15 protein-coding genes are annotated in these 26,343 nt (G+C 71.0%); 7 read left to right on the top strand and 8 right to left on the bottom strand.

Annotated elements, in window-relative coordinates:
• Position 1: 1 nt before the first annotated feature.
• Together ACQZ13_RS20715 and ACQZ13_RS20710 are read right to left on the bottom strand one after the other, a co-directional pair.
• Positions 2–427, bottom strand: coding sequence for a CopD family protein (locus tag ACQZ13_RS20715; RefSeq protein WP_431047698.1), 426 nt, complete (start codon positions 425–427; stop codon positions 2–4).
• Positions 427–759: a DUF3817 domain-containing protein gene (locus ACQZ13_RS20710; RefSeq protein WP_431047696.1), complete on the bottom strand. Its 333-nt coding sequence runs from the start codon at positions 757–759 to the stop codon at positions 427–429. The genes ACQZ13_RS20715 and ACQZ13_RS20710 overlap by 1 nt, the downstream gene beginning before the upstream one ends.
• Positions 760–998: 239 nt before the next feature.
• On the opposite strand from ACQZ13_RS20710, the gene ACQZ13_RS20705 reads away from it, so the two are divergent.
• Positions 999–1,928: a GlxA family transcriptional regulator gene (locus tag ACQZ13_RS20705; protein WP_431047694.1), complete on the top strand. Its 930-nt coding sequence runs from the start codon at positions 999–1,001 to the stop codon at positions 1,926–1,928.
• 133 nt (positions 1,929–2,061) lie between these two features.
• The gene (locus ACQZ13_RS20700) at positions 2,062–3,045 is read left to right on the top strand and encodes a tripartite tricarboxylate transporter substrate binding protein (RefSeq protein WP_431047692.1); all 984 of its coding nucleotides are present in this window, start codon (positions 2,062–2,064) and stop codon (positions 3,043–3,045) included.
• Positions 3,046–3,096: 51 nt separating this feature from the next.
• Here ACQZ13_RS20700 and ACQZ13_RS20695 read toward each other — a convergent pair whose 3' ends face one another.
• Together ACQZ13_RS20695 and ACQZ13_RS20690 are read right to left on the bottom strand one after the other, a co-directional pair.
• Positions 3,097–3,588 carry a hypothetical protein gene (locus ACQZ13_RS20695; RefSeq protein ID WP_431047690.1) on the bottom strand — a complete coding sequence of 164 codons (492 nt, stop codon included), beginning with the start codon at positions 3,586–3,588 and terminating at the stop codon, positions 3,097–3,099.
• Positions 3,585–5,072, bottom strand: a complete 1,488-nt coding sequence (locus ACQZ13_RS20690; protein WP_431047688.1) for a Fic family protein — start codon at positions 5,070–5,072, stop codon at positions 3,585–3,587. The genes ACQZ13_RS20695 and ACQZ13_RS20690 overlap by 4 nt, the downstream gene beginning before the upstream one ends.
• A 300-nt stretch (positions 5,073–5,372) precedes the next feature.
• Here ACQZ13_RS20690 and ACQZ13_RS20685 point away from each other — a divergent pair, with 300 nt between their 5' ends.
• The gene (locus ACQZ13_RS20685; protein ID WP_431047686.1) at positions 5,373–7,448 is read left to right on the top strand and encodes an alpha/beta hydrolase family protein; all 2,076 of its coding nucleotides are present in this window, start codon (positions 5,373–5,375) and stop codon (positions 7,446–7,448) included.
• A gap of 62 nt (positions 7,449–7,510) precedes the next feature.
• Here the strand turns inward: ACQZ13_RS20685 and ACQZ13_RS20680 are convergent, their stop codons facing one another.
• Positions 7,511–8,374 (bottom strand): LysR substrate-binding domain-containing protein, encoded by an 864-nt coding sequence (locus ACQZ13_RS20680; protein ID WP_431047684.1) that lies wholly within the window; start codon positions 8,372–8,374, stop codon positions 7,511–7,513.
• A 155-nt stretch (positions 8,375–8,529) separates the two neighbouring features.
• On the opposite strand from ACQZ13_RS20680, the gene ACQZ13_RS20675 reads away from it, so the two are divergent.
• The 4 genes from ACQZ13_RS20675 to ACQZ13_RS20660 are packed head-to-tail and all read left to right on the top strand — an operon-like array spanning position 8,530 to position 13,504.
• Complete coding sequence (locus tag ACQZ13_RS20675; protein WP_431053320.1) at positions 8,530–9,573, top strand: putative 2-aminoethylphosphonate ABC transporter substrate-binding protein; 1,044 nt, start codon at positions 8,530–8,532, stop codon at positions 9,571–9,573.
• Positions 9,574–9,586: 13 nt separating this feature from the next.
• Positions 9,587–10,663: an ABC transporter ATP-binding protein gene (locus ACQZ13_RS20670; protein ID WP_431047682.1), complete on the top strand. Its 1,077-nt coding sequence runs from the start codon at positions 9,587–9,589 to the stop codon at positions 10,661–10,663.
• Positions 10,660–12,384: a putative 2-aminoethylphosphonate ABC transporter permease subunit gene (locus ACQZ13_RS20665; protein ID WP_431047680.1), complete on the top strand. Its 1,725-nt coding sequence runs from the start codon at positions 10,660–10,662 to the stop codon at positions 12,382–12,384. Before ACQZ13_RS20670 ends, ACQZ13_RS20665 begins: the two co-directional genes overlap by 4 nt.
• A 7-nt stretch (positions 12,385–12,391) precedes the next feature.
• The gene (locus tag ACQZ13_RS20660) at positions 12,392–13,504 is read left to right on the top strand and encodes a TIGR03364 family FAD-dependent oxidoreductase (protein WP_431047678.1); all 1,113 of its coding nucleotides are present in this window, start codon (positions 12,392–12,394) and stop codon (positions 13,502–13,504) included.
• 75 nt (positions 13,505–13,579) lie between these two features.
• On the opposite strand, the gene ACQZ13_RS20655 is transcribed toward ACQZ13_RS20660, so the two are convergent.
• The 3 genes from ACQZ13_RS20655 to ACQZ13_RS20645 form a co-directional block, all read right to left on the bottom strand.
• Entirely contained in the window at positions 13,580–22,324 is an 8,745-nt protein-coding gene (locus tag ACQZ13_RS20655; protein WP_431047676.1) for a C80 family cysteine peptidase, read from the bottom strand.
• 153 nt (positions 22,325–22,477) lie between these two features.
• On the bottom strand, positions 22,478–24,091 hold the full coding sequence (locus tag ACQZ13_RS20650; protein ID WP_431047674.1) for an HlyD family type I secretion periplasmic adaptor subunit: 1,614 nt from the start codon (positions 24,089–24,091) through the stop codon (positions 22,478–22,480).
• Positions 24,088–26,292, bottom strand: a complete 2,205-nt coding sequence (locus ACQZ13_RS20645; RefSeq protein WP_431047672.1) for a type I secretion system permease/ATPase — start codon at positions 26,290–26,292, stop codon at positions 24,088–24,090. Before ACQZ13_RS20645 ends, ACQZ13_RS20650 begins: the two co-directional genes overlap by 4 nt.
• Positions 26,293–26,343: the final 51 nt, after the last annotated feature.

The raw sequence follows: 26,343 nt of genomic DNA, 5'->3' as shown, positions 1-26,343 counted from the left end.
CTCAGGGCTTGATGACCGCAAGCAATGCGATCGTACTGACGCCCACGATGGCGATGACCGGCGCATGACGGATCCAGGTTGGAGCAGGGCGCTCGCTCTGTTCGACGTGCCGGCGCAGCGTCGCCGCCAGAACGCCATGCAGTGCCGACAGCCCCACGACGATCGGCAGCTTGGCGCTCAGCCAGAGCGCGCCGAACCAGCCGCCCCGGCTCGCAAGCCCGATGCCCAGGGCCCAGGCGGCCAACATCGCCGGCACGGTCACGCGGCGATCCCACCTCAGCACGGCGGCGGCGATGCGCCTTTCGTGCGGGAGCAGGACTGCAGCCGCGGCAGGGCGCAGCGCGGTCGTCGTCACGCCGAGCAGCACCAATCCGCCCACCCAGGTGAGAACGGCTGCAAGGTGCAGACCCTTGAGCCAGAGATACATCACGTCGCGGCTCCGCGACGCAGCATGCGCCAGCTGTAGAGACCGCCCAGCGGCACGAAGGCGGCGAACAGCAGTCGCCATGCCGTCGGCCGGTCGACGGCGTGCTCCGTGGCCGCCTGCGCGAGCTGCCAGCAGAAGACGAGGAAGGCCATGCCGTGCACCGGGCCCATGACGGACACCGCGATCGGCAGACCGGCCAGGTGCTTCAGCGGGACCGCGACCAGCACCAGCGCTAGCAGCGTGAAAGCCTCCAGCAGGCAGAGGACCCGGAGCCAGGAGAGACGGGGGAGGGCGTCGGAGCGAGGCGGATGAGAACGGGACGAATGAGGCAACAGGAGCTCCGTGTGATCCGTGAAGAACAGGGCTGATTCTTCCGGTGGCACGCCGCCGCCGAAAGTGGCTGAATCGACTTCGTTCGACTGTTTTCAGCCAAGGGCGAGCAGAATGACGGACCGTCGATGTCCCATGTCCGGAGTACTTCCCCATGCCTGCCTCGCGATCTCCTCGCTCGCCGCTTCGAACTCCCTCTCCCGCACCGCGGGAGAGGGCGGGGGGTGAGGGCCAACGCCAGGTGGCCGTGCTCGCTCTGCCCGGCGTGGTGCCTTTCGATCTGACCATCGCCGGCGAGGTGTTCGGCCGCACCGTGCTGGACGACGGGCGCAAGGGCTACACGGTCACCGTCTGCGCCGAGCAGGACGAGATCGACACCGGCGGCTTCACGATCGGCGTGAAGCGCCGCCTCGCGACGCTCAGGAGCGCACACACCATCGTCGTGCCGGGCATCGAGTCGCCGACGACGGCGATCAGTCCAGCCGTGAAGCGCGCACTCGTGGCCGCGTCCGAGCGCGGCGCGCGGATCGCGTCGATCTGCACGGGCGCGTTCGTGCTCGCGCAGGCGGGACTGCTGAACGGCCTGCGCGCGACGACGCACTGGGCCGCCGCGTCCCTGATGACGCAGTACCACCCCGACGTCGATCTCGATCCTTCCGTGCTCTTCGTCGACAACGGGAACATCCTCACCTCGGCTGGCGCCGCCGCCGGAATCGACCTCTGCCTGCACATGGTGCGCGGCGACTACGGCACGGCCGTCGCGGCCCGCATGGCGCGGTTGTCCGTCGTCCCGCTGCAGCGGGAGGGCGGTCAGGCGCAGTTCATCCAGCCGGCCGACCTGCCGCCGGACCGCGACCTTCAGCCTGTCGTCGCCTGGGCGCTGCAGCAGTTGCACCGTCCGATCTCGACGATCGAGCTCGCGAGCCAGGGCTGCGTCAGTCCGCGGACGCTGCACCGGCGATTCCAGGAGCAGTTCGGCGTCGCGCCGGTGCAATGGCTGATCCAGGCGCGGGTGCGCCGCGCGCAGGAACTGCTGGAGACCGGCTCGTCGAGCATCGAGCAGATCGTCGAGGCCGTCGGCCTCGGATCGGCCGCGAACTTCCGGAGCCAGTTCCAGCGCATCGCCGGCGTCAGCCCGAGCGCCTACAGGAAGAGCTTCGGCACGCGCTGAGGGGCCGGTCCTTGCGCCGGCGTTTCATAACCTCCAGGAACGAAAGAATGATCCCGGTCGACATTCCGAGGGCTGGACGCGGGCCTAGCATGGAGCGACCCCGGCGCACGACCGGGGCCTCACAGGAGACAAGATGATTCGCAGATCCCTGATCGCCTCGGGCGTGGCAGGCGCCGCGGCGCTGGCCGCGACGCTGCTGCCGGCCGTCGCGTTCGCGCAGACCTATCCGGACCGCCCCGTCCGCCTGATCGTGCCCTACGCGCCCGGCGGCAGCGCCGACATCGTCGCGCGGCTGATCTCGGACGAATGGGGCAAGGCGCTCGGCAAGCCGCTGGTGGTCGAGAACAAGGCCGGCGCGGGCGGCAACGTCGGCGTCGCCGAGGTCGCGAAGGCCGCCGGCGACGGCTACACGATCGGCCTGCAGACGGTCTCGCTGGCGATCAATCCGGCGCTGACGCCGAAGATGCCCTACGACACGCTCAAGGACCTCGCGCCCATCGGCATGGTGGCGAGCTCGCAGCACGTGCTCGTCGTCAACGAGCAGGTGCCGGCGAAGACGGTCAAGGAACTGGTCGCGCTGGCGAAGAGCAAGCCCGGCAAGCTCTCCTACGCCTCGGCCGGCACGGGCAGCACCTTCCACATGTCGGCGGAGCTGTTCAAGGCGGTCGCGGGCGTGAGCATCGTCCACATCCCCTACCGCGGCGGCGGTCCCGCGCTGAGCGACACCATCGGCGGTCAGGTCGAGATGTCCTTCCCGGTGCTGTCGGCCGCGCAGGGGCATGTGCAGTCGGGCAAGCTGCGCGCGCTGGGCGTGACCGGCCCGAAGCGTTCGCCGCTGATGCCCGACGTGCCGACCATCGCCGAGGCCGGCGTGCCCGGTTATTCCTTCGAGACCTGGTTCATGGTCTTCGCGCCGGCGGCCACGCCGCGGCCGGTGATCGACAAGCTGAACGCCACGCTGCACGCGGTGCTGACCTCGCAGGCGGTCAAGGACCGGATGGCCCAGGAAGGCTTCGAGGCCACGCCGTCGACGGCGGCGCAGGCGCGCGCCCGGCTGGAGAAGGAACTGCCGCAGTGGGCCAGGCTCGTGAAGGAGCGGGGGATCACGGCGGATTGATCCGGCGCGCGCGCTCCCGAACGCGCCCCCGCGTGCCAGGTCTTGCGCCGTTCAGAGCCACACGCGCGGCCGGCGGCCGACGCTGGCGTCGACGAGCAGCTTGTGCGTCTTCTTGTCGATCGCCTCGGGCGGCACGTGGGCGAGCACGAGGCGGGCGAACTCCGGCAGACCGCCGAGGTTCGTCGACACGCGCGCACGGGTGCCCGCCTGGTCTTCGAGCACGAACCATTTCATCGTCGGCGAGAACCGCACGCGCCGCACGTCGGCCCAGCGCATCGTGCCGCGCCCGCCGAAGCGGCGGCCGAAGTCGATGGCGTCGTCGGACAGCAGATGCCGGGCGAAGAAGTAGTCGGCGACCATGGGCAGCGCCATCAGCCCGAGCGCGACGAAGCACAGCGTGGTGCCGAGCGTCGCCGCTGGGTGCTTGCCCGTGGCGAAGGACACCGCGGCGAGCCAGAAGAAGAACGCCGCGCTGAGCGCGCCGATCACGAGGGAGGTGATTGGAGCACGCAGAGCGATCGGCGAGAAGGCTGAAGAACTCATTGCTTGATTGTGCCCATGACCTCTGCGGCGACCTGCACGGCTGCATCGATCGTGGCGGGCGGATTTCCCTTCGCCACCAGCTGTCGATACCGGTTGCGGGACAAGGATCCATGCGTCGCGATCGATCGGACCAGTAGCACCATGTCATTGTTGTTCAGGTCTACTTGGCGATTGACAGCACGGTAGATCGCGTCGAAGCGTTTGAGGAACTCGCTCTCTTCATAGAGATCCTTGTGCAGCGCCTCCTGCGCCATGCGCAGACAGAACTCCACGCACGCGGTGGCATCCCAATATCGATACGCATCGGATTCCCCGAGGAACCGCTCCTCGAAGTCATCGTCTCCGATCATCCGCAGGTCCCATAGCTGGCGCAGCGGTCGGGCGAATGATTGCAGCGCCCGCAGGTAGTCCGCCTCATTGCGCGACATCGCAGTGGAAACCGGGAAAACGAAGCCGTTGGCGAGGCGAGGATCCGAACATGCCACCTTGTGGAAGAGAAAACGCGAGACTCGGCCGTTCCCGTCCATGAATGGATGCGCGAAGACGAAGGCGAACTTCACGATGCTCGCGCGCACCAGCGGATCCAGATCGCCGGACGTGTCGTTGCCGATCGCCATGACGGACTCCATGATGTCGGGCAACCATTTGGGTGGTGGAGGCAGGTAGGTGATGCCGAGCGCACCGCCTGAACTGTTCCTCAATCGATTCTGTGCCGCGCGGAAGCAGAATGCCTTGTTCAGCGGCGAGGCCACCATGAGGTTCTGGAGGGACACCAAATAGTCTTCCGAGATGAGCTCGCGGTCGTGAGCGCGCGACAGCAACTGAACGAAGGTCTCCGACCGATCGTGCGTAGGGTGCTCCCGCTCGATGGCGTAAGAGCTGTCGGTTTCGCTCAGATACGCCCAATGGAGTGCTCGGCTCAACAGATCTTCGTCGAGTGAGGAGGCGAATTCAGCCACCTGTGCCAGAAGGTCCTCCTGCAACAGCGTCTGGATGATCGGGCTGCGTCGCACGGTGACGCAATAGCGTGGCGAACCGATTCCGTTGAAATCGATCCGCCAACGCAGATTGCGCTGTCGACGGTCGGTCAGATGCTCGGACTCGTCGAAGACCTTCTCGAACTTGCCGCTGGCGGGCGGCAGACCGTCCAGCGCCTGCTCGTTGGCGATCTCCCAGAGGTAGCAGGCGAGCCGCGCGAACCTGCTGGAGGGCGTCTTCACGAACTGGTCGCCCACCGCCTCGGCAGGAATGCGCCGGAGCGCGGGCATCGCGATGTGCAGCTTCACGCCTTCGTGTCGAAGCGCGAAGAGCAGATGCTCAACGGGTTCCTCGGTCCGCGGCGCCACTGATGCCGGAATGCCCAACTGCTGCAGTTGACGAGTGATGACCTTGACCCGCGCCACCCGGGCCGGTCGCTCCAGGGGCACCGTCGCCAATGCCATGCTGGCCATCAGAAAACTGTATCCGACGTCGTTGCCGATCATTTTTTCTTCCTCTGAGGGAAGAAATTTATATGGATTCATGATGAGTGGAGGATTTTTGTTCCGCGAACATGAATCCTGCGGGCCTCGGTCGACGTTCGTCCTTGCGAAAAATCAAAGGCTCCGAGCGCCCGACTTCAGAGGGTGTCGAGGGATGTCTGGGCATGAGGCTCCCCCCGAAGGTAGGCCCTCCTGCTCCGGGACATCCCCCAGACCTTGCCCCCTTTCGCGCAGCTAGCATCCCTCGCCATCACAAGAGCATCCCCGGCCGCACGCGCGGCGCGGTGGAACAGGGAGATACCGATGCATCCGATCTCCGCCGCGCGCCGCTGCGCACTGTCGTTCGCCCTCGCGCTGGCCGGCTTGCAGACCGTCGCGCTGGCCCAGCCGGCGCCTGCGCCGGCCACCGTGCCCTACGAGGTGTTCTTCAAGGACACCACGCTGGCCGAGGCTAGGCTCTCCCCCACCGGCAAGCGCCTGGCCGTCGCCGCACCCGGCGCCGAGGGCCGGCGCGTCGGCCTGTATGTGTTCGAACTCGGCGCCAAGATCGAAGCCCGGCGCGTCGTGCAGTTCAGCAACGACGACGTCGGCAGCTTCCAATGGGTCAACGACGACAAGCTCGTCTTCTCGGCCACCGACCGGCGCATCGCCTCCGGCACGCACTACCAGGCCAGCGGGCTGTTCTCCGTGGCGGCGGACGGCTCCGGCGTGCGGCAACTGGTCCAGCGCGAGCACGACGCCGAGAGCGAACGCCAGGCCTTCGGCGCCGCCTTGCCTTTCAACCACGTGCTGCTGAGCGTGCCGTTCCCCCATCCGGGCGAACCCGGCAACCGCGTGCTGGTCGGCCGCTACGGCCTCAACAACTCCAATAACACCAGCGCCTATACGCCGTACTGGCTCAACATCGACACCGCCCGGGCGCAGCCCGCCACGTTCGACGAGCCGCGCGGCGCCGTGAACTTCCTCTTCGACAGCCACGGCGAGGCCCGCCTCGTCGTGACCGAGAAAGACAACGAGCGCGTCGTCCATTGGCGCGGCCCGGGCGAGAAGACGTGGTCGGAGCTGACGCGCGGCACGCTGATGGGCCTGCCGTTCGTGCCGGTGTCCGTGGACGACGGCGGCCGCCTGTTCGTGAGCCGCCTGGAAGGGCCGCAGCGCTACGAGGTCCTGACCCGTTTCGACTTCCAGACCAAGGCGCCCGAACCCCGAGCGCTGCTGAGCACCCCGGGCTTCGACGCCGACGGCGTCGTGATCCAGGACGCGGGCCGCACCGTCGGCCTGCGCTACCAGACCGACGCCTTGTCGACCGCCTGGTTCGATCCCGCGATGCGCGAGTTCCAGAAGCTGGTCGACGCGCGCTTCACCGAAGGCGTCAACGTCGTCTCCTGCGCGCGCTGCGGCAAGGCCGACATGGTGGCGCTGGTGCGCAACTTCTCCGACCGTGAACCGGGTGAGTACTGGATCTATCGCGGCTCCGCGCCGGAAGCCGACCGCTGGCAGCCGGTCGGCCGGCAGCGGCCCGAGGTCGATACGCGGTCGATGGCCGGCCAGGAACTGCACCGCATCAAGGCGCGCGACGGCGCCGATCTGCCGGTGTGGCTCACCCTGCCGCAAGGCGTCGCGCCGGGGAAACCGGCGCCCGCCGTCGTGCTCGTGCACGGTGGTCCGTTCTCGCGCGGACGGACCTGGAACTGGAACGGCTGGGCGCAGTTCCTCGCCTCACGCGGCTATCTGGTCATCGAGCCGGAATTCCGCGGCAGCGAGGGCTACGGCGACAAGCACTACCGCGACGGTTTCCGCCAATGGGGTCTGGCCATGCAGGACGACGTCGCCGACGCCTTGCGCTGGGCGCAGGGGCAGAAGCTGGCCACGGACCGCGCCTGCATCGCCGGGGCCAGTTACGGCGGCTACTCGACGCTGATGGGGCTGGCCAAGGACGGCGCGCTGTATCGCTGCGGCGTGGCCTGGCTGGGCGTGACCGACCTGATGCTGCTGGTCAAGGGCGATACCTGGGTGGACGATGACGCCGGCAGCTCCTATCGCAGTTACATGGCGCCGCAGATGATCGGCGACGCGGCGAAGGATGAGGCCATGTTGAAGGCCAACTCGCCGGTGCTGCTGGCCGACCGCATCCGCGCGCCGCTGCTGATGGCCTACGGCGAACGCGATCGCCGCGTCCCGATCGAACACGGCGAGCGCATGCGCGACGCGCTCGTGAAGGCGGGCCGTCCGCCCGAGTGGGTCACCTATCGCGGCGAAGCCCACGGCTTCGGGAATCTCGACAACAAGGTCGACTTCGCCAAGCGCGTCGAGGCCTTCCTCGCGAAGCACCTGAAGGACGCGGCGGACGCGCCAGCGGCGCAGCAGGGCGGGCAGTAAGCCGGCGCCCACGATCCTCACCCGCGCGTCATCACGGCGCGCCCTCGCGGGCGGCGGAGGCCTCAGTCCTCCGCCCGCACGCAGCCCAGCATCGCCGCCACCAGCGTGGCGGCCTGCCGCTCGCGCAGGCAGTAGAGGTACTCCCGCACCAGCGGCATGTCCTGCTCGAAGGGCAGGGCGATCAGATCCGGATGCCGGCCCGTCTCGTGCGCGGCGAAGATGCTGAGCCCCAGCCCGCGCACCACCGCCTCGCGCAGCGCCTCCCGGCTGGCGATCTCCATCTGCGCCTTCGGACGCACGCCCGTTGCGTCCAGCGCCTGCTCGCTCAGCGTGCGCGTCATCGAGCCGCGCTCGCGCACCAGCAGCGTCTCCCCGGCCAGCGCCGCCAGCGGCACCGCCGCGCGCCGAGCCAGCGCATGGCCGCGCGGCAGCAGCAGGACCAGCGGATCCGCGCCCAGCTCCACGCGGTGCAGCCGCGCGTCCTCCTCCAGGTGGCTGGAGGTGGCCAGGTCCACCTCATAGGCCAGCAGCGCATCCACCATCTGCCGTGAGTTGCCGGCTGAGATGCTCAGCTCCACCAGCGGGTGCCGTGTCCTGAAACGCTGCGCCAGCGTCAGCGTGTAGTACGGCGCCGTCGCGCCCAGCCGCAGCGTGCCGCCGCGCAGCTCGGCCGAATCGCGCAGCGCGAACTCGATGTCCAGCTCCTGCTGCAGCAGCGCGTCCACCTGCGGCATCAGCCGCCGGCCCGCGTCGCTCAGGCTCAGCCGGCCGCCGCCGCGATGGAACAGCTCCACCCCGTACTGCTCCTCCAGCGCGCGGATCTGCGTCGTCACCGTCGGCTGGGACAGCCCCAGCTGCTTCGCCGCGCCGGTGATCGACCCCAGCCGCGCCACGGCGAAGAAGGCCTTCAGCTGGTTCACGAGCACGACGGATCCCCCAAATCGGCCAATACCGGTTTCGGTGAACTTGGGCGCTCTGACGCGTCAATGACATATGCCATTCCTACAGTGTCCCCCATCGACCACCGCCCGCTGGAGCGCCCATGCCGATCACCTCCCTGTCGACCACCCGGTCTAGCCCCCTGTCCACCGTCCTGCACGCCGCCGCGGCGCTGGCCCTGGCCGCGATCGCCGCGCTGACCAGCCCCGAAGTCCACGCCCAGGCGGCCCAGGGCAAGACCGAGCTGCTGGTCTACAGCGCGCTCGAGGCCGACCAGATCAAGGCCTACAAGACCGCCTTCGAGCAGGACCACCCCGCCATCGAGCTGAAGTTCGTCCGCGAATCCACCGGCATCGTCACCGCCCGGCTGCTGGCCGAGAAGGCCAATCCGCAGGCCGACGTGGTCTGGGGCCTGGCCGCGACCTCGCTGATGCTGCTGGACAAGGAAGGCATGCTCGCCGCCTACGCGCCCAAGGGGCTGGAGCAGGTCCGCGCCACCATGCGCGACCCGCGCCCGCAGCCGACCTGGGTCGGCATGGACCTGTGGTCCTCGGCCGTGTGCTTCAACACCGCCGAGGCGGCCCGGCGCAGCCTGCCCAAGCCGACCTCCTGGAACGACCTGACCCAGCCCGTCTACAAGGGCCTGCTGACGATGCCGCATCCGGCTTCCAGCGGCACCGGCTACCTGATGGTCTCCGCGTGGCTGCAGATGATGGGCGAGGCCAAGGGCTGGGCCTTCATGGACGCGCTGCACCAGAACATGGGCGTCTATACGCACAGCGGCTCCAAGCCCTGCCGCCAGGCCGGCGCCGGCGAGTTCCCGGTCGGCCTGTCCTTCGAGTACCGCGCCAACAAGACCAAGAAGGAAGGCGCGCCCATCGACATCGTCTTCCCGAAGGAAGGTCTGGGCTGGGACGTCGAGGCCACCGCCGTCATGAAGACGACGAAGAAGCTCGACGCCGCGAAGGCGCTGGCCGACTGGTCCGTCACGCGCAAGGCCAACGAGCTCTATGCGAAGAACTTCGCCGTGCTGGCGCTGCCGTCGGTGCAGGAGCAGCTGGAGTACGTGCCGTCCGACCTCGACAAGCTGCTGGCGAAGAACGACTTCAACTGGGCCGCCGCCAACCGCGACCGCATCCTCGCCGAGTGGTCGCGCCGCTACGAGGCCAAGGCCGAGAAGAAATAAGCCGGACGTTCCCATGCTGCATCTGCGCCAGATCACCAAGCGTTTCGGCACGCAGACGGTGCTGCAAGGCATCGACCTGGAGCTGCGCGCCGGCGAGTTCGTGTCGCTGCTGGGGCCCTCGGGCTGCGGCAAGACGACGCTGCTGCGCATCGTCTGCGGCATCGAGTCGCCCGAGCTCGGCCAGGTGCTGATGCACGGCCTGGACATCACCGCCTGGCCCGCGTCGCAGCGGCGTTTCGGCGTGGTGTTCCAGTCCTATGCGCTGTTCCCCAACATGACGGCGCGCGAGAACGTGCGCTACGGGCTCGTCGACCTGCCGCGCCGCGAGGCCGCCGACCGCGCCGAGGAGATGCTCGCGCTGGTCGGGCTGCTCGACCAGGCGGGCAAGTTCCCCGCGCAGCTCTCCGGCGGGCAGCAGCAGCGCGTCGCGCTGGCCCGCGCGCTGGCGCCGGGACCGAAGCTGCTGCTGCTGGACGAGCCCCTGTCGGCGCTGGACGCGCAGGTGCGGCAGGAGCTGCGCACCGAGATCCGTTCGCTGCAGCAGCGGCTGGGCATCACCACGCTGATGGTGACCCACGACCAGGACGAGGCGCTGGCGATGTCGGACCGCGTGGTGCTGCTGGCCAAGGGCCAGATCGCGCAGCAGGGCGGGCCGCGTCAGCTCTACGACCGCCCCGCGAGCGCGCTGGTGGCGGGCTTCGTCGGCCGGATGAACTGGATGGACGGGCAGGTCGTCGCGGAAGGGCGCGTGCGCGTGGGCACCACGCTGCTGGGTTGCGATACGAGCGTCTACAAGACCGGCAGCGTCGTGCGACTGGGCATCCGGCCGGAGGCGATCCGGCTGATGGACGGGGAGGGCGCGATGCTGCGCGCCCGCATCGAGACGCTGCAGTTCCACGGCGCCGTCACGCAGGTGATGCTGCGCTGCGACGCGCTGGGGACCGGAGCCGGTGCCGGCGGCGCCTTGATGCTCGAAGTTCCCAGCGGCGAAGCCGCCGGACTCAGTGAAGGCGAGATGCGCGGCCTGCGGCTGCCGGCCGACGCGCTGCAGCTCTTCGATGCGCCGCTGTCGATGCGGAGGGCGGCGTGAGCCTGGTGTTCGACGACGCGGCCAAGGTGCCGCAGATCCCGCTTCCTCGCCCGCGTCGCGGGCAACTCGAAGCCTGGGTGCTGCGCGCGCTGCTGGCCGTCGGGCTGGTCGTGCTGGCCGTGATCATCCTGCTGCCGCTGGTGTCGCTGCTCGCGCAGAGCGTGCTCGACGGGCAGGGCCGATTCGTCGGTGCCTCGCATTTCGTCGCCTACTTCTCCACCGGCCGGTGGAGCGCGCTGTGGCACAGCGTCTCACTGTCGGCCGTCTCCGCCGTCGTCTGCGTCGCGCTCGCCTACGGCTACGCCTGGGCGCTGACGCACACCGCCTTGCCGGCGAAAGGGCTGTGGCGCGCGCTGGCGCTGTTGCCGCTGCTCGCGCCGTCCCTGCTGGCCGCCATCGGACTGGTCTACGCCTTCGGCAACCAGGGCCTGCTGAAGGCGGCGATGCAGGCCGTCGGCGTCGACAGCATCTACGGACCCGCCGGCATCGTGCTGGGCTCGGTGCTGTGGACCTTCCCGCACGCGATGCTGATCCTCGTCACCACGCTGTCCAGCAGCGACGCGCGCACCATCGAAGCCGCGCGCTGCCTGGGCGCCGGGGGCTGGCGCGTGTTCCGCACCGTGACGCTGCCGGCCAGCCGCTACGGGCTGCTGATCTCGCTCGTGGTCGTGTTCGTGCTGGTGCTGACCGATTTCGGCGTGCCCAAGGTCGTCGGCGGGCAGACCGCGATGCTGGCCACCGACATCTACAAGGAAGTCGTCGGCCAGCAACGCCTGGACCGTGGCGCGGTCGTCGCCCTGCTGCTGCTGTTGCCGGCGCTGGGGGCGTTCGTGCTGGAGCAGCGTCTGCGCGCCCGGCAGCGCGCCGTGCTGAGCCTGCGGGCCGTTCCGCACGTGCCGACGCCGAGCACGGTGCGCGACCTCGGCGCGCTGCTGTACTGCGCGCTGATTGCGACGGCGCTGGTCGGCGTCTTCGGCATCGCGGTGTACGCGTCGTTCGCGCAGTACTGGCCGTATCAGCTCGCGCCGACGCTCGCGCATTACCAGTTCGACATGAGCGATGGCGGCGGCTGGGCCAGCTATGGGAATTCGCTGCGACTGGCGGCATGGACCGCGCTCGCCGGCGCGGGCGTGAGCTTCGTGCTCGCGTGGCTGGTCGACAAGCCGCGCGGCTTCGTCGCGGCGCGCGGGCTGCTCAACGCGCTGGCGACGCTGCCGATGGCGGTGCCGGGTCTTGCGCTCGGCCTGGGCTACATCCTGTTCTTCAACGCGCCGTGGAATCCGCTGCGCGGCTGGTACGGCGGACTCGGCCTGCTGGTGTTGTGCACGGTGGCGCATTACTACTCGGTCGCGCATCTGACGCAGCTCGGCGCGCTGCGACAGCTCGATCCGGAGTACGAGCGCGTCGCCGAGTCGCTCGGCCTGCCGTTCTGGACCCATCTGCGCCGCGTGCACCTGCCCATCGCGATCCCGACGCTGGTGCAGGTGGCGGGCTACTTCTTCGTCAGCGCGCTCACGACGGTGTCGGCGGTGGTGTTCCTGTACTCGCCCGATACCGCGCTGGCCGCGATCGCGGTGCTCGCGATGGACGACGCCGGAGACACCGCGCCGGCCGCGGCGATGGCGACGCTGCTGTTCGTCACGGCGGCGGCGGGGCGCGGCGTCATCGGGCTGGTCGGGCATGTGCTCATCCAGCGCACGCAGCGGTGGCGTGCGAGATAGGACCCTCATGAACTGTGACCTTCTCGTGGTCGGCGCCGGCATCGTCGGCCTGGCCCATGCCTGGGCCGGCGCGAAGCGCGGCTGGCGCGTCGTCGTCGTCGAGCGCGACGCGGCCTGCATCGGCGCGTCGATCCGCAATTTCGGCTTCGTCACCGTGACCGGGCAGCAGCGCGGTGCGCACTGGCGCCGCGCGCGCCGTTCTCGCGATCTTTGGGCCGAGCTCGCGCCCCAGGTCGGCCTGCGCATCGAGCACGCCGGGCTGCTGCTGGCCGCGCGCTGCGTCGAATCAGAGGCGTTGCTGGACGCCTTCCTCGCCACCGAGATGGGCGAGGGCTGCGCGCGCATCGGCGCCGCGGAGGCGACCGCGCGCCAGCCCGGCCTGCGCGGCGACGGCCTGCGCGGCGCACTGGTCAGCCCTCATGAACTCCGCGTCGAGTCGCGCGATGCGATCCCGCGCATTGCCGCGTGGTTGGCGGAGCGTCACGGCGTCGAGTTCCGCTTCGGCGAATCCGTGCTGGACGTCGAGGCCCCGCACGTGCGCACGTCCCGCGCGAGCTACCGCGCCGAACGCGTCGCGGTGTGCTCGGGCGCGGAGCTGCACGGTCTCTTCGCCGACCGCTGGACGCCGCATGCGCTGTCGCTGTGCCAGTTGCAGATGTTGCGCGTGCGTCCGCCGTCGGGCTTCCGGCTGAACGCCGCGCTGATGGCCGACCTGAGCCTGGTGCGCTACGAGGGCTACGCGGCGCTGCCCGAAGCGCAGCCGCTGCTGCGCCGGCTGTCCGCCGAGCGCCGCGACGCGCTGGCCCACGGCATCCACCTGATCGCGGTGCAGAGCGCCGACGGCACGCTGGTCGTCGGCGATTCCCATCACTACGGCCCGGTGCTGCCGCCGTTCGCGAGCGAGGCGGTGGACCGGCTAATCCTCGACGAGCTGCATCGGCAGCTCGCGCTGCCGTCGCTGGAGGTGGTCGAGCGCTGGACCGGCGTCTATCCGGTCAGTGCCTCGGCGCCTTGCCTCGTCGAGGCGCCGGACGAGCGTACGCGGCTGGTGATGGTCACCAGCGGCACCGGCGCCAGCACCGCCTTCGGATTGGCGGAAGAGGTGCTTGCGGGCTGGTGAACGCTGCATCGCTGCCGCTGGCCCTCACCCCCTCTCCCTCGATGCGGGAGAGGGCGCCTTCACCGCCGCGCTTCTTCAGAGGACCGACGGCGCCAGCAAGCCCACCGGCTTCGACGCCGAGGGCGTCTGCACCGTCGACGGATCGAAGGCGATGTCGTGCCGCTCGTGGGCCGCGGCCTGCGCCAGCAGTCCGGCCTGTCGGCCCGGTGCGTCGTCGACGTCCACCGACGGGCTGTCCCGTCGGTGCCGCGTCGTCGCAGGGCGTCCGGCCTTCTCCGTCATGAACGTCACCTCGGTCCACCAACTCTCCGTCGGGAAGTAGCCGTCCTCGCCCTGCAGCCGGTAGGAGCGATACGGCACGCCGCCGGTGTCCACCCGGATCGGCTGGCCGCCGAGGCGGTCGATCTCGATCCGCCGCGCCAGGACATGCGTCCGCCCCTGATCGTCGACGGCCTGCAACTGCCAGCGACCCGTGGACTTGTCCGCCAGTTGCCGCTGGGCCAGCGGATCCGGCTTGGCGTGGATCGTCAGCGACCGCAGCGCGATGCTGTGCGCGAAGTCGAAGCGGATCGCGGTCGACGGCGTCAGCGCGATCACGCCGTCCGTCGTCGCCGCCAGCGGCGGTCGCCAGGCGAAAGCGTCCCGGTCGAGCGCGATGCCGTCGACGAGATTGGCCGGCTCGCTCCGCCCCCACCATCGCCGGCCGGGGGGCAGCGTCTCGGTGATCTTGTCGATACCGCCCGCCCGTTCCAGCAAGGCCGGCGTCCACTCGGGAACGGACGGTTGGACCTTCGGGGCGCGGTCGCCATAGCGGACCCGGAACCGGCCGCTCATGAGGTTGTGCCTGCCTTCCCAGTCCTCTTTCGCAGGCGCCGGCACGGGCGGCGCCGACAGCAGCACCTCGCCCGGCACGATGTCGTAGTGCACGCCGGACTCGCGCTTCGCATCCCGGCGCTCGAAGTCGACGCCGTCCTCGTCCAGCTTCAGGTAGCGCGTCGATCGGAACCAGGTGCGTGACGCCGGCAGCCCCACGCTGAGCGTGTCGTCGACCTCGACCTTGACCAGCTCGGACCGGTCGCTCCACCCTTCATAGCGCTGGCGCTGGAGGTTCCCCAGCAGCAGGTCCTGCGGCGAGGTCCCCGCGCGGCGAAGCGCGGCCAGCGCGTGGGCGTCGCGCACGTCCGCCCGGAGCATGCCGAGGATCCAGGCTTCGTCGCAGGTGCCGGCGTCGAGCATCGCCCCGGCGATGTCGCCGGCGGCGTCGGCGCCGCGGCCGCGCAGGCGCAGCGCGGCCTCCAGCAGCGAGCGCATCCAGGGGGCGTCGGCGAGCGTCAGGTCGCCGGTCTGACGCAGCACGCGCACGAAGTCGGCCGTCGCCGCCGCCAGCTCGGGGCGTTCCCCCGTCAGCGCGCCATGCCAGGCGACGACCGCCGTCCACTCCTCGCGGGACAGGTCGTGACGCAAGGCCGCTTCGACCTCGACCCAGGCGCGCTCCGTGGCCGCCATCTCGACCAGCAACGGGCCGTGCCGCGCCAGCCGCAGCGGCGTGACGACGTCGCCGGCCGCGTAGCCCGAGAGCCATCCCGGCGGCACCGGGAACACCCCCGCGGCGTCCGGCAGCGCGGCGTCCAGCAGCGCGAGAAACTGGTCCACCCGCAGCAAGGCCTCGAAGTCGCGAGGAAACAGCGTGTCGATGTCGTCCTCGGGCACGCCGCGCAGCACCATCCACGCGACGACGATCGCGCGCTCCGGCAGTTCGGCGGGGCCGGTGCGATCGCGCACGCGGGCATGCAGCAGCGCCGCGCCGCTGATGACGTCCTGCGCGTGGATGCCGCTCGCCTGCAGGCCCAGGGACACGTCGAACCTCAGACCGCGGCCCGGCGGCGGCGGATCGCCCGGCCAGCCCACGGGCTGGACCTGCTGGTCCAGCGCGGCCTCGCCGCCGAGCTGCGGGAAGCCGAACTGCAGGACGCCCGGGTACCGGTAGTAGTCCTCGACGAAGATCGCGGACGCGTCCTTGTCGGCGCCGGTCGTGAGCAGCAGCGAATGACCGATGCGCCGCCGGTCGTAGTCTCCGGGGTGCTTGCGCAGCCAGACGGTGCGTGCCGGGTCTCGCCTGGTGTCCGGCAGCGCGCGCGGGGGGACCATCGCCCGGATCAGATGCGTGCCGGGCGCGGTCGCCAGGTAGTCGTCCTGGAACGTGCGGGGATCGTGCACCTGCACGCCCGTCTCCGGATCGACGAGGACCTCCGCGTACCGGCGTTCCGTCTTCGCGGCCTGCGGCCCCGGGCGCGACCCACCATCGTCGCGACCATCTCCGACGTCCTTCCCGCCGCCTTTCCCGCCGCCTTTCCCGTCTGCGCGAGCGGGTGCGGGCAACGCCTCGACCGGTCCTCCCGGCGTCTTGCGATCCGGCAGCCGCAGCGGCACGAAGAGGTCGCCCTCCTTGTCGCCCTCCTTGTTGTTCCTGCCTCCTCCGCCTTTCAACGCCCAGATCGACACGCCGTCCGGCAGCGTCGCCGCCTCCGCCTCCGCCTCCGCCTCCGCCTCCGCCTCCAGGGATCCCTGCTCCCGGGACAACGCCACGGTCAGAAGCAGCGGCGTGAAGCTTGAGGACGCCCCCCCCGGCACCACTTCCTCGATCATCAGGTGGTCGCCCAGCCGCTGCTGACGCAGGCGTTCCATCGGCACGCTGAGCACGAAGACCATCGGCATGCCTGCGAGCGCCCGGGCTTTGAACGCCCCGGCGCCGGAGGCCAGGTGATACAGGACCGGCGCGTCGACCGTCAGCAGCGATCGCCGGCCTTCCAGCGTACCGGGGCCGAAGTGCAGCGAATGTGCCAGCGACGACAGGGGCTGCGCCGTGTCGTCGAGTTGCTGCGCCTCCTCCAGCGCGACCCGCACGCCGCTGGCATCGCGGATCACCAGGGTCCGCGGCGCCTCTTCGCCGGGCGGGAAGAACCGGGCGAGCGTCAGCGGCGCGCCACGGTCGCCCAGCAGCAGCAGCGCATCGCCTTGGCGCTGCAGTCTCAGCGATTCATGCAGGACGTCGGTCTCGACCAGCAGCTGCGTCGCGTCGCCTTCCATCACGATCCGTGCCGGCGTCCCCGCCTGCCAGACGGCCTGGTCGTGCGGCGAGGTGCTGACGATCTCGTTGCCGGCGCGCAGCAGGTAGCGGTTGCGGCCCGCGCCGCCGGCGATGCGCACGCCGGCGCCCGATACGTCGAACTGCTCGTCGAGCCGGCTGCCCGCGATGTCGGCGGAGGCGACGTCCCGCAGGGTCAGCGACTCGAGGTTGCCCAGCTGGAGATGGCGACCCAGGCGTCGGCCGAAGGGATCGAGCGATCCCAGGTCCGCCCTTGTGTCGGCGATCTGCACGACCCACAGCGCGGCGCCGTCCCGCTCGACCAGTGCGCGCAGGTCGACATGACTGCCCGCCGCGTCCAGCACCGCTTCGTCATGGCCGGCCTTGCCGTCGATCGACAGCGCGCTGTGGCGGTCCAGCAGGAAGACGTCGTCGCCATGCCCCCCGGCGACGGGGCGTGTCGAGCTGGCCAGTTCGAACAGCTGTCGCGGCGTGTAGTCCGACGAGTCCGCGGCCGAGTAGGACTGGTTGCGAAGATCCAGCCAGGCGGTGGCGCCCGGCGCCGTCCTGGCGCCCAGATCTCGCACGGCGACGGCGGTGCCGGCCGAGGACTGCCGGTCCTGCAGCAGGAAGGAGAAGGGCGGATCCCCGACGTCGTTGCGGAAGGTCGCGTGCGCCACATGGTGACGCAGGCGCGGATGATGGAATCGCGCGAAACCGCGCTTGGCCAACTGGTCGATCCGATGTGCGCTGCGCGCTTCGTCGTCTTCCTGCAGCGTCTGGGCGTGGCGGCCGGCCGCTTCCCGGGCCTGTTTCTCCGTTTCCGCGCGGACGAAGACGTCCGTGTCGAAGCCGAGGAACTTCGCGACGCTGGCGCCCGTCAACTTGAACCAGCCGCGGGCCGAGCGCGGTGCGCGCAGATCGTCGCCGTATTCGTCCAGCCAGACGCCGATCGAGGCGCCGCCCGCCACCGCCGTGAACAGCGCCCAGCCGGCGGGCCCCGCCAGGCGTCCGAGCAGGCCCAGTCCCGTCGCGAGCCGGCCCGCGAGCGCCACGCCCTGGAGGCCCGCCACCACTGCGGCCAGGCGCATGGTCAGGCCGGTCCCGAGGATCAGGGACGCGGTGACGGTATCGGCGACCAGCGCCTGATGCACGTAGCTGTCCTTGCCGAGGTCGCTGTCGTGGAACTGCTGCCAGCGCCGCGTCAGCATCGCCACGGCGACGCCGGCCATGGCGACGTCGACGATGGCGGGGAGTGCGCGGCCGGTCAGGCGCAGCGCGCCGCCGCCGGACTGCGGGGCGTTCCGGATCAGCCACGCCCCGACCGCTTCGGACAGGGGAGACGCCACGATGTCGGACGCGCCGGCGACGGCCAGTCCCTTGGTGGCGGCGTCCATCTGCCGCCAGTAGTAGGACAGTTGGAACGCGTCGAGCGCGGCGGAGACTTTCTGCCATCCGGCGCCTCGCACCGGATCCGCGACGGCGGACGGCGGGACCGTGCGACGCGCCGTCCGGATCTCGCGGGCGCGGCCCAGGAGGGGCCCGACGACCGGATCGTCCGCCGCCTGGCGGGCCACGCGTTCGAAGTCACCCTCCGCCAGCGCGAGCAGTGATCCGGCCACGCGCATCGAGCGGGAGAGACCGGCGGCATCGGTCGCCGTGCGCGACAGCGCGGCGGACAGACCCGGAAGGTCCAGCCGCAGGTCGCCGTCCTCGCCGAAGGCGAGTCCCCCCACGCCGCGCAGCGTGTCCAGCGCGGACCGCGGCGTGAGCCCGGCCAATCCGTCGAGTTGGAGCGGATCGTCGAAGCGCGTGCGTCGGCCGACGGTGGCGAGCAGGTCGCCGGCGGACGCCGCAGCCTTGGCGCCATCGAGACGGCCCAGGGCGGTCGCGGCGATCGCGGGCGTGATGTCGCCGGTGAGATCCCTGGTCGGGTCGATCGCCCCCGGCCGGCCTTTGCCGTACTTGTCGAGGCGACGCGGTCGCTGATTCCGTCGATCGGTCGTGAAAGTCGAATTCAGGGCCCGGTGCCGCCACTTGCCCTCCACATCGGGCGAGGCGCGGCGCGTGGATGCCGGCGAATCGTCGGGGAACAGCACGTCGCGACTGAACGCCGTCACGACGAAGCCGGCCGCCGTGAGGTGGGTGTCCGAGAAGCGCTCCAGGAAGTTCCTGGGGAAGCTCGACCTGGCCAGCGGGCTGTCCAGCGCGCACGACAGCAGCGTGGCGCTGTGGATGCGGGCGCTGCCGAGGCAGGATCTGAGAAAGTCCGCGAGCCTGCGGGCCAGCAGATCGGCGTCATACCCGCTCAGGAGCCGATCGTGGTGGGGGCTGGTCGACGCGTCGCCGACGACCATGAGCTTGATGGCGCGGTACTTGTCCGGTTCGGCCAGCAGCGCTTCGCCGGTGACGATCTTGTGGCTGCCGTGGCGGTCCAACTGGACCCAGACCGTGCTGTCCTTGCGCTTCACGGCGTGTCGCAGGGCGGCTTCGAGCGCCGCAGGAGAGTCGTTCATCTGCAGCACCAGTTGCAAGGTGTCCGGGCGCGTCCGTTTCTGCGAGGGTGGACCGGCGAAGGCGTCGTTCAAGGCTTGTGTCCATTCGGCGGACTGGGCGTGCGCCGGTGTCAGCTGATGCTTCCAGTGGGCCAGCGCCGGGGGGAACCGGTCCTCGCCCGGCCCGATCTGGCTCAGGAACGAACGGACCTGCGCCATGCCCCACACGTCCTCGCGCAGTCTGCCGTCGGCCTGCCGTTGCGCGATGCGGATCGCCGGGCTGCCGTCGGCGGCGGCGGCGTACAGGTGCCCGTCGTGGTCGACGACCATGCGGCGCAGGAAACGCGTGGTGCCGTCGCCGAGGTCGGCGGGCATCGTGCGCAGGTACCACTCGTCGAGGTCGTCCGCCAGTTGGCTGAGCGGCATCGCCGCCGTGGGCGACAGCTGGATTCGCAGTCCGGCGCAATCGGTGACGAGACTGTTTTTCGGGGTCAGCCACATCCAGGAGATCAGCCGGCGGTGAGGGTCCAGTTTCGGACCCCTGCTGCCCTGGGCGTAGGAGATCGCGGCATGGCGCATCACCTGCAGGCCGGGCATCGGGGTCTCGAACTGGGCCGGCTGCCGACCGGCCGCAAGGGCCGGGGGCGCGACGCCCAGCAGGCTGCGCACCGACGCATCGCTGACCTGAACGCCGTCCTGGCTGCGCCAGCCCGGCTCGGAGGCCGGCTGTGAGCGCGAGATGGCGACCAGGGGGCCGATGAGCCCGCGGCGGGACAGGTGCTCCAGTTCGTGCAGGAGGCGGGGGACATGGTCCGCGAAGACCTTCGGACCCTGGGCGCCCAGGACCTGGCGCATGAGGTCGATGTCGATGTGGAACGGCTGACCCAGGCGGGCAGACTGCGCGGCGTAGAGCGTCGCCTCCGCGCTCAGCCGGAAGGACGCCCAGTTCTCGTCGACCTCGCCGACGGCGGGCGCATGCCACGCGGTCAGCAGAGCGAGCGTGTCCGCGACGGACCAGTGCTCAGCGAGCGGCGGCGTCGCGAGGGTGAACGCCTGCCGGGTGTCGACGCCGAGCAGGCCGGCGACACCGGCCGGCTGCGGCGCTGGTGTCGATCCGCGCAGATCCCGCGCCAGCCGTCGCAACTGGTCGTGCAGACGCAGGAAGGCCACGGGTTCCACGATGTTGCGGCCATGGAGGTGTTCGAAAGTGCGGCTGTTCTGGTCGAAGCCCCGGAAGAGGGGGGCCAGTTCGATGGGCACGCGCTGGAGGAGCTGCGGATCGGCGTCCGTCGCCACGCCCAGGCGGTCGAGGATCCAGCGCTGCATGCCCTGGCCATCCAGACGCACGACCGGCAGCCGCAAGGGCGCCGTCCCCACGCCGTGCACGGTCAGCCGGCCCACCACCAGCGCCTCGGCGGCGAACAGGTTCTGCCAGGGAGGCAGCGCCGGAGGCGTCGACCCGTCGTCCGTCGGTGCCAGCGGCGCTCGCGGTGCTAACGGTGCCAACGGTGCCAACGGTGCCTGCGGTGAGTCAACGCGCGAGGGCCCCGACGATGTCGACGGACCGGCCTGGGGATCCTTCCCAGGCGAGAGCGGCAGGACCTTTGATCCGGACGGGCCGACAGTCGCACCCGCGCCCGGGGGGGTTGTTCCCCTGCTGTCGGACGACGGACTGAGCCAGCTGAGATCGCCGTCGTCGAAGGGGTCGGGGCTCCGACCGGTTGAGCGGCTCAGGGGCCGTCCATCGGCGCTCTTCGCGATCGTCGATCCGTCGACCTCGTCGAGGTCCAATCCGTTGTCCAGGAGATCGGAATCGAAACTGAAGTCGCTGCCCGCGTCCAGCGGAACGGAAAAGCCGAGGGACGACCTGCTGCCCGATGTCCCGGACGTCGATTTCGGAGTCACCGAGTTCGCGTCCTGCGTCGCGCCCGGCGTCACGGAAGACGGCAGGTCCACGCGCGCCACCACCGCATCGCCGGCAGGCGCGAAGTTCCTGGCGGCCTCCTGCACGAAACCCCTCCCGGCATCGAACCGCCAGGTCGGCCGGACGTGGGGCCGCACGTCGTCCTCGGTCTGGAAGCCCGACCCGACCCCGGTCCATTGCCCGAACGTGGGCAGCACGTCGGTCTCCCAGACCACGCGACCGATCACGCCGGCGTCGCGCAGGCGCAGCAGCGCGTCGTGCAGTTCCAACGAGACGCCGGCGGCGGCCGCCACCGACCGTTTCGGATACGCGGCCGGATCGACCAGATGCTCCGCCAGCGGCTTGACGAGCGTACCGCCCGGCGGACAGTCGACCGCGTCGATGAACTGCCGGGCCAGTGCGCGGGTCGTTGCGATCTCATACCCCGGCGCCCTCGGATTCAGCAGCTTCCAGGCCTTCTTCAGCAGCCGCCTGAATCCCGCCGAGGCCGCGGTCGCATCGAATGCCGCCGGGCCGCCGCCCGACCCGAGCGTCAGGTAGGCATCCCGGAAATGCACCGGATCGCCCGACAGCAGCCCGTCGACGATCTCGGCGCAGGCCCGGTCGCGCAGATCGGCGGGCAGATCGGCGGTCGACTGCGCCGCGAGGCTCTGCAGCTCGGGCAGCGCGGCTTCGCGCAGCGTCCGCTCGTCCGCCTGCCTGAGCGACCACTCGCGGACGGCGGTCTTGATCTCAGTGGCGATCGCCGTGAGACGCACGTCCCGGAGCCGTCGCGACAACGCCGACGTCACCGGCGCCAGATCCTCGTTCGGGGGCGTCCACAGACCCTCGATGAAGGCATCCAGCATGGCGTCGGCCCGTATGAAGCGGTATTCGCCGAGATCCTTGTACGCGCTGATCTGCACCAGACGCCTCAGCGCGACCAGGACGGTGAGCGGCGTCCGTTCGCGCGAGGCTGAACCGTCGAAGCCCAGCGACAGCATCTTGTAGGTCGCGACGAAGTCCGGGAGCGATCCGCCCTTGACCATGCCGTCCAGGAGGTGCCGCAACGCGCCGGTGGCGCTGTCGCGCCAGCGCGGTGTCTGGTAGCGGGACTCGAGCAGGGAGTCCAGCGGGCCCGCCAACGCCCATTCCGGGCTGGTGAGCTCGCGGTACGGGAAGTCCTGGTCGACGACGGCCGGAGCCAGTGTGTCGGCCACATGGTCCGCCCAGACGGGGGAAGGGGATGCCGCCACGCGACGGGCGTTGCGGCCGGCGGGCTGGGTCTCCGACGCGGAGGTGTCGACGGAGACGCCGGAGCGGAATGGAGCTGTCATGGGGCCTTCGCGAAGGAAGCAATGGGAGACGCTGAGTGCGACGCGGCGACGCGTCGCTCGGCGCCCTGGCGCCACACCGCCTCGCCGCCTCGCCGCCTCACCGCTTCACCGCTTCACCGCTTCACCGCTTCACCGCCTCATCGCCTCATCGCCTCATCGCTCCTTCAGACTCTCGCTGCCCGCGCGCTCCAGCGGACTCAGCAGGAAGCCGATGACGCGGCGGCTGCCGGTGCGCACCTCCGCGCTCAGCGCCATGCCCGGGCGCAGCGGCACGCGCGCGCCGTCGACCTCGATGTCGCGTGCCGCGAGCGTCAGCGTCACCGCGAAGCGCGGTCCGAGTTGTTCGTGGTCGATCGCATCGGGGCTCACGCGCGTGACCGTCGCCGGCAGCGTGCCGTGGCGCGTGAACGGGAAGGCCTCGAGCTTGATCGCCGCCGCGTCGCCCACGCGCACGAAGCCGATGTCCTTGTTCTCGAGCATCACCTCCGCCGTCACCGGCGCGTCGTCGGGCACGACCACCATCAGCGTCTGCGCTTCGGTGACGATGCCGCCGGCCGTGTGGACCGCGAGCTGCTGCACCGTGCCGTCGACCGGCGCGACCAGCCGCGTCAGCGCCTCGCGCCGGCCCGCCTTGCGGTGCTCGGCCTCGATCTGCGACAGCCGCGACGCGGCCTGCTCGCGGCTCGCATGCCAGCGCTGGCGGACCTCGGCGATCAGCGCGGCGCGGGTCGCCCGGGTCTCGTTCAACGCGGCCTCGGTCTCGCGCGCGCGGGCCTGCAGGGTCCCGAGTTCGCCGCCCAGGTCGACCCGCTCGCGCCGCCGGTCCTCCCAGGCGTGCGTGGACGCGAAGCCCTCGCCGGCGAGCGCGCGCAGGTCCTCCTCGCGCCGCGCGGCCAGCGGCAGCGCCGCGTCGAGGCGGGCCGCCGCGGCCAGCGCCGTGTCGCGTTCGGCGCGGCGCCGGTCGGCCTCGGCGTCCAGCCGATCCAGGCGCGCGCGCAGGTCGGTCCACTCGGCGCGCACCATCGCCAGCGTCTCGTCGCGGCGCGCGGCGGGCCAGTCCGGCGGCAGGTCGGCCGATGCCGCCATCGGCGCTCGCGGCACCGCGGCGGCGATGACGGCGCCGCCGTCGCGCGCCGCGAGCGCGGTCAGCGTCTCGAGCAGCCGGTCCGCCCGCCAGCGCTCGGCCGAGACGGCCAGCCGCTGCTCGTCCAGGCTCTCGCGGTCCGCGGCGGGCGCCGTCGGGTCGAGCTCGACCAGGGTCTCGCCGGCGCGGACCCGCTCGCCGTCGCGTACCCGCACGCGGTGCACCACCGCGCGCTCCAGCGGCTGGACCAGCTTGCTGCGCTCGCTGACGACCAGCTTGCCGGACGCCACGGCGAGGATGTCCACGCGGCCCACCAGCGACCACACGAGCGCGATCGCCGCCAGTGCGATCAGCACGACGACCGTGCGGCGCGGCGCCGGATGCATCGGCGTATCGCGGATCGCCAGCGCCGCGGGCAGGAAGGCGGCCTCCTCGGCGAGGCGGGCCGGTCCGGCCAGCTCGCGGCGCGCGGCCCACGCGGCGGCGAACACCTCGCGCTGGCGGTGCCAGAGCTCGGCGGGGCCGCCGAAGCGGTGCGACAGGCCGGACTTCCAGCGCCGCAGCCGCTCGCGTGCGGCGCCTGTCCAGCGGGCGATCATGCGGGCGGTCGTGCGGGCGGTCATGCGGGCGGTCATGCGGGCGGTCGTGCCGGCCGTCCCGGCTGCCTTCTCGCGGGCCTTCATGCGGGCGCTCCCGGACCGTCCTGCATCGCCCACAGCCGCCGGTACAGGCCGTCGGGCAAGGCCATCAGCGCGTGATGCGGTCCCTGCTCGACGACGCGGCCGCGGTCCATCACGACGATGCGGTCGGCGCCGCGCACCGCGCTGAGCCGGTGGGCGATGATCAGCACGGTGCGGTCGCGGCAGATGTGGGCCATGTTCCGGTGCAGCACCGCTTCGCTTTCGTAGTCGAGCGCGCTGGTGGCCTCGTCCAGGATGAGGATGCGCGGATCGGTGAACAGCGCCCGCGCGATCGCGACGCGCTGGCGCTGGCCGCCCGACAGCGAGCCGCCCTGTTCGCCGACGATCGTGTCGTAGCCCTCGGGCAGTTCGCTGATGAAGTCGTGCGCGCCGGCCAGGCGCGCGGCGTGGACCACCGCCTCGATCGGGGCGGCCGGGTCGGCCACCGCGATGTTCTCGCGCAGCGTGCGGTTGAACAGCACGTTGTCCTGCAGCACCACGCCGATCTGGCGGCGCAGCTGCGCCGCGTCGACCAGACCGGTGTCGACGCCGTCGATCAGCACGCGCCCCTCCTGCGGCAGGTGCAATCGTTGCACCAGTGTCGTCAACGTGCTCTTGCCGCTGCCGGAGCGGCCGACGATGCCGACCACCTCGCCCGCGCGCACCGCCAGGTCGACGCCGCGCAGCGCCGGCGCGGCCTCGGGCCGGTAGCGGAAGGTGACGTCGCGCAGCTCGACCGCGCCGCGCAGCGCGGGCAGTTGGGCCGCGCTGGTCGGCGGCGCCTCGGTGCGCGTGTTGAGGATGTCGCCCAGGCGCGCCATCGACAGGCCGGTCTGCTGGAAATCGGTCCACAGGTTGGCCATGCGCATCACCGGCTGCGCGACGTGCTGCGCGAACATGTTGAAGGCGACGAACTGGCCCACCGTCAGCGCGCCGTCCATCACCTCCTGTGCGCCCCACCACAGCGTGGCGGCCTGGGTCAGCTTGCCGACCAGGCCGACGCCCTCGTGCCCCCAGGCGCCGAGGTTCTGCGTGCGGAAGCTGGCCGACACGTAGGCCGCCAGCTGACGGTCCCAGCGCCGCGCGAAGGCGGGCTCCAGCGCCCCGGCCTTGACGGTCTGGATCGCGGTGACCGACTCCACCAGCATCGCTTGGTTCTCGGCGCCGCGCGCGAACTTCTCGTCCAGCCGGCGCCGCAGCACCGGCACGATCAGCACGCTGAGCAGCACGTAGCCGGGCAGGCTGGCCAGCACGATCAGCGTCAGCGGCACGCTGTAGAGCAGCATCACGGCGATGAAGGCGACCGAGAAGAACAGGTCCAGCACGACGGTCAGCGCCTGGCCGGTGAGGAAGGCGCGGATGTGCTCCAGCTCGCGCACGCGGGCCACCGAGTCGCCCACGCGCCGCGCCTGGAAGTAGGCCAGCGGCAGCGCGGCCAGGTGGCGGAACAGCCGCGCGCCCAGCTCCACGTCGATGCGGCTGGTGGTGTGGCTGAGGATGTAGTGGCGCAGACCCGAGAGCAGGCTCTCGAACAGCATCACGACCACCAGCCCCACGACGATCACGTGCAGCGTGGACAGGCCGCGGTGCACCAGCACCTTGTCCATCACGACCTGGAAGAACAGCGGATGCGCCAGCGCGAAGCCCTGCAGCACGAAGGAGATCAGCAGCACCTCGCCGAGCAGGCGCCGATGTTTCACGAGCGCGGGGATGAACCACGAGAAGTCGAAGTGGGCCATCCGGCCCACCAGGCTGGCGCGGCTGGCGACCAGCATCAGCGCGCCGTTCCAGCGCGCCAGCAGCGCCTCGCGCGTCAGCCGGGCGGGACGGCCCGCGTCGGCGGCCGGGTCGGCGACGATCGCCTCGCGTTCGCCGAAGCGGCCGATCACCACCGGCCGCGCCGGAGCGTCGGGCGGCTCGCCGTCGCCGCGCAGCCAGATCATCGCCGGCAGCGGCACGCGCGCCAGACGCGCGGCGTCGGCGTCCAGGCGTCGCGCCTTGAGGCCGAGCAGCCGCGCGGCGCGGAGCAGGTCGTCGGGCTCGACGGGATCGTTGGGCCCCAGGCCGAGCTGGTGCGCCAGCGCCTCGGGTTCGGCGGCGATCTCGTGGAAGGCCGCGATGAGGCACAGCGCCGCGAAGGGCGACACCCGAGCCGGGGCGTTCGCGGGCGGTGGGAGACGGAGCGGGGAGTTGGGATCGGCCATCGGACACTCACGGGACGCGGGAAGCGCCGTGAGTGACCGTGGGGGAGCGAT

Source organism: Roseateles sp. L2-2, from assembly GCF_050613215.1.
GTDB lineage: Bacteria > Pseudomonadota > Gammaproteobacteria > Burkholderiales > Burkholderiaceae_C > Roseateles > Roseateles noduli.
The sequence above is the reverse complement of the archived record's forward strand: the minus strand, read 5'-3'. Positions and strand labels throughout refer to the sequence as shown.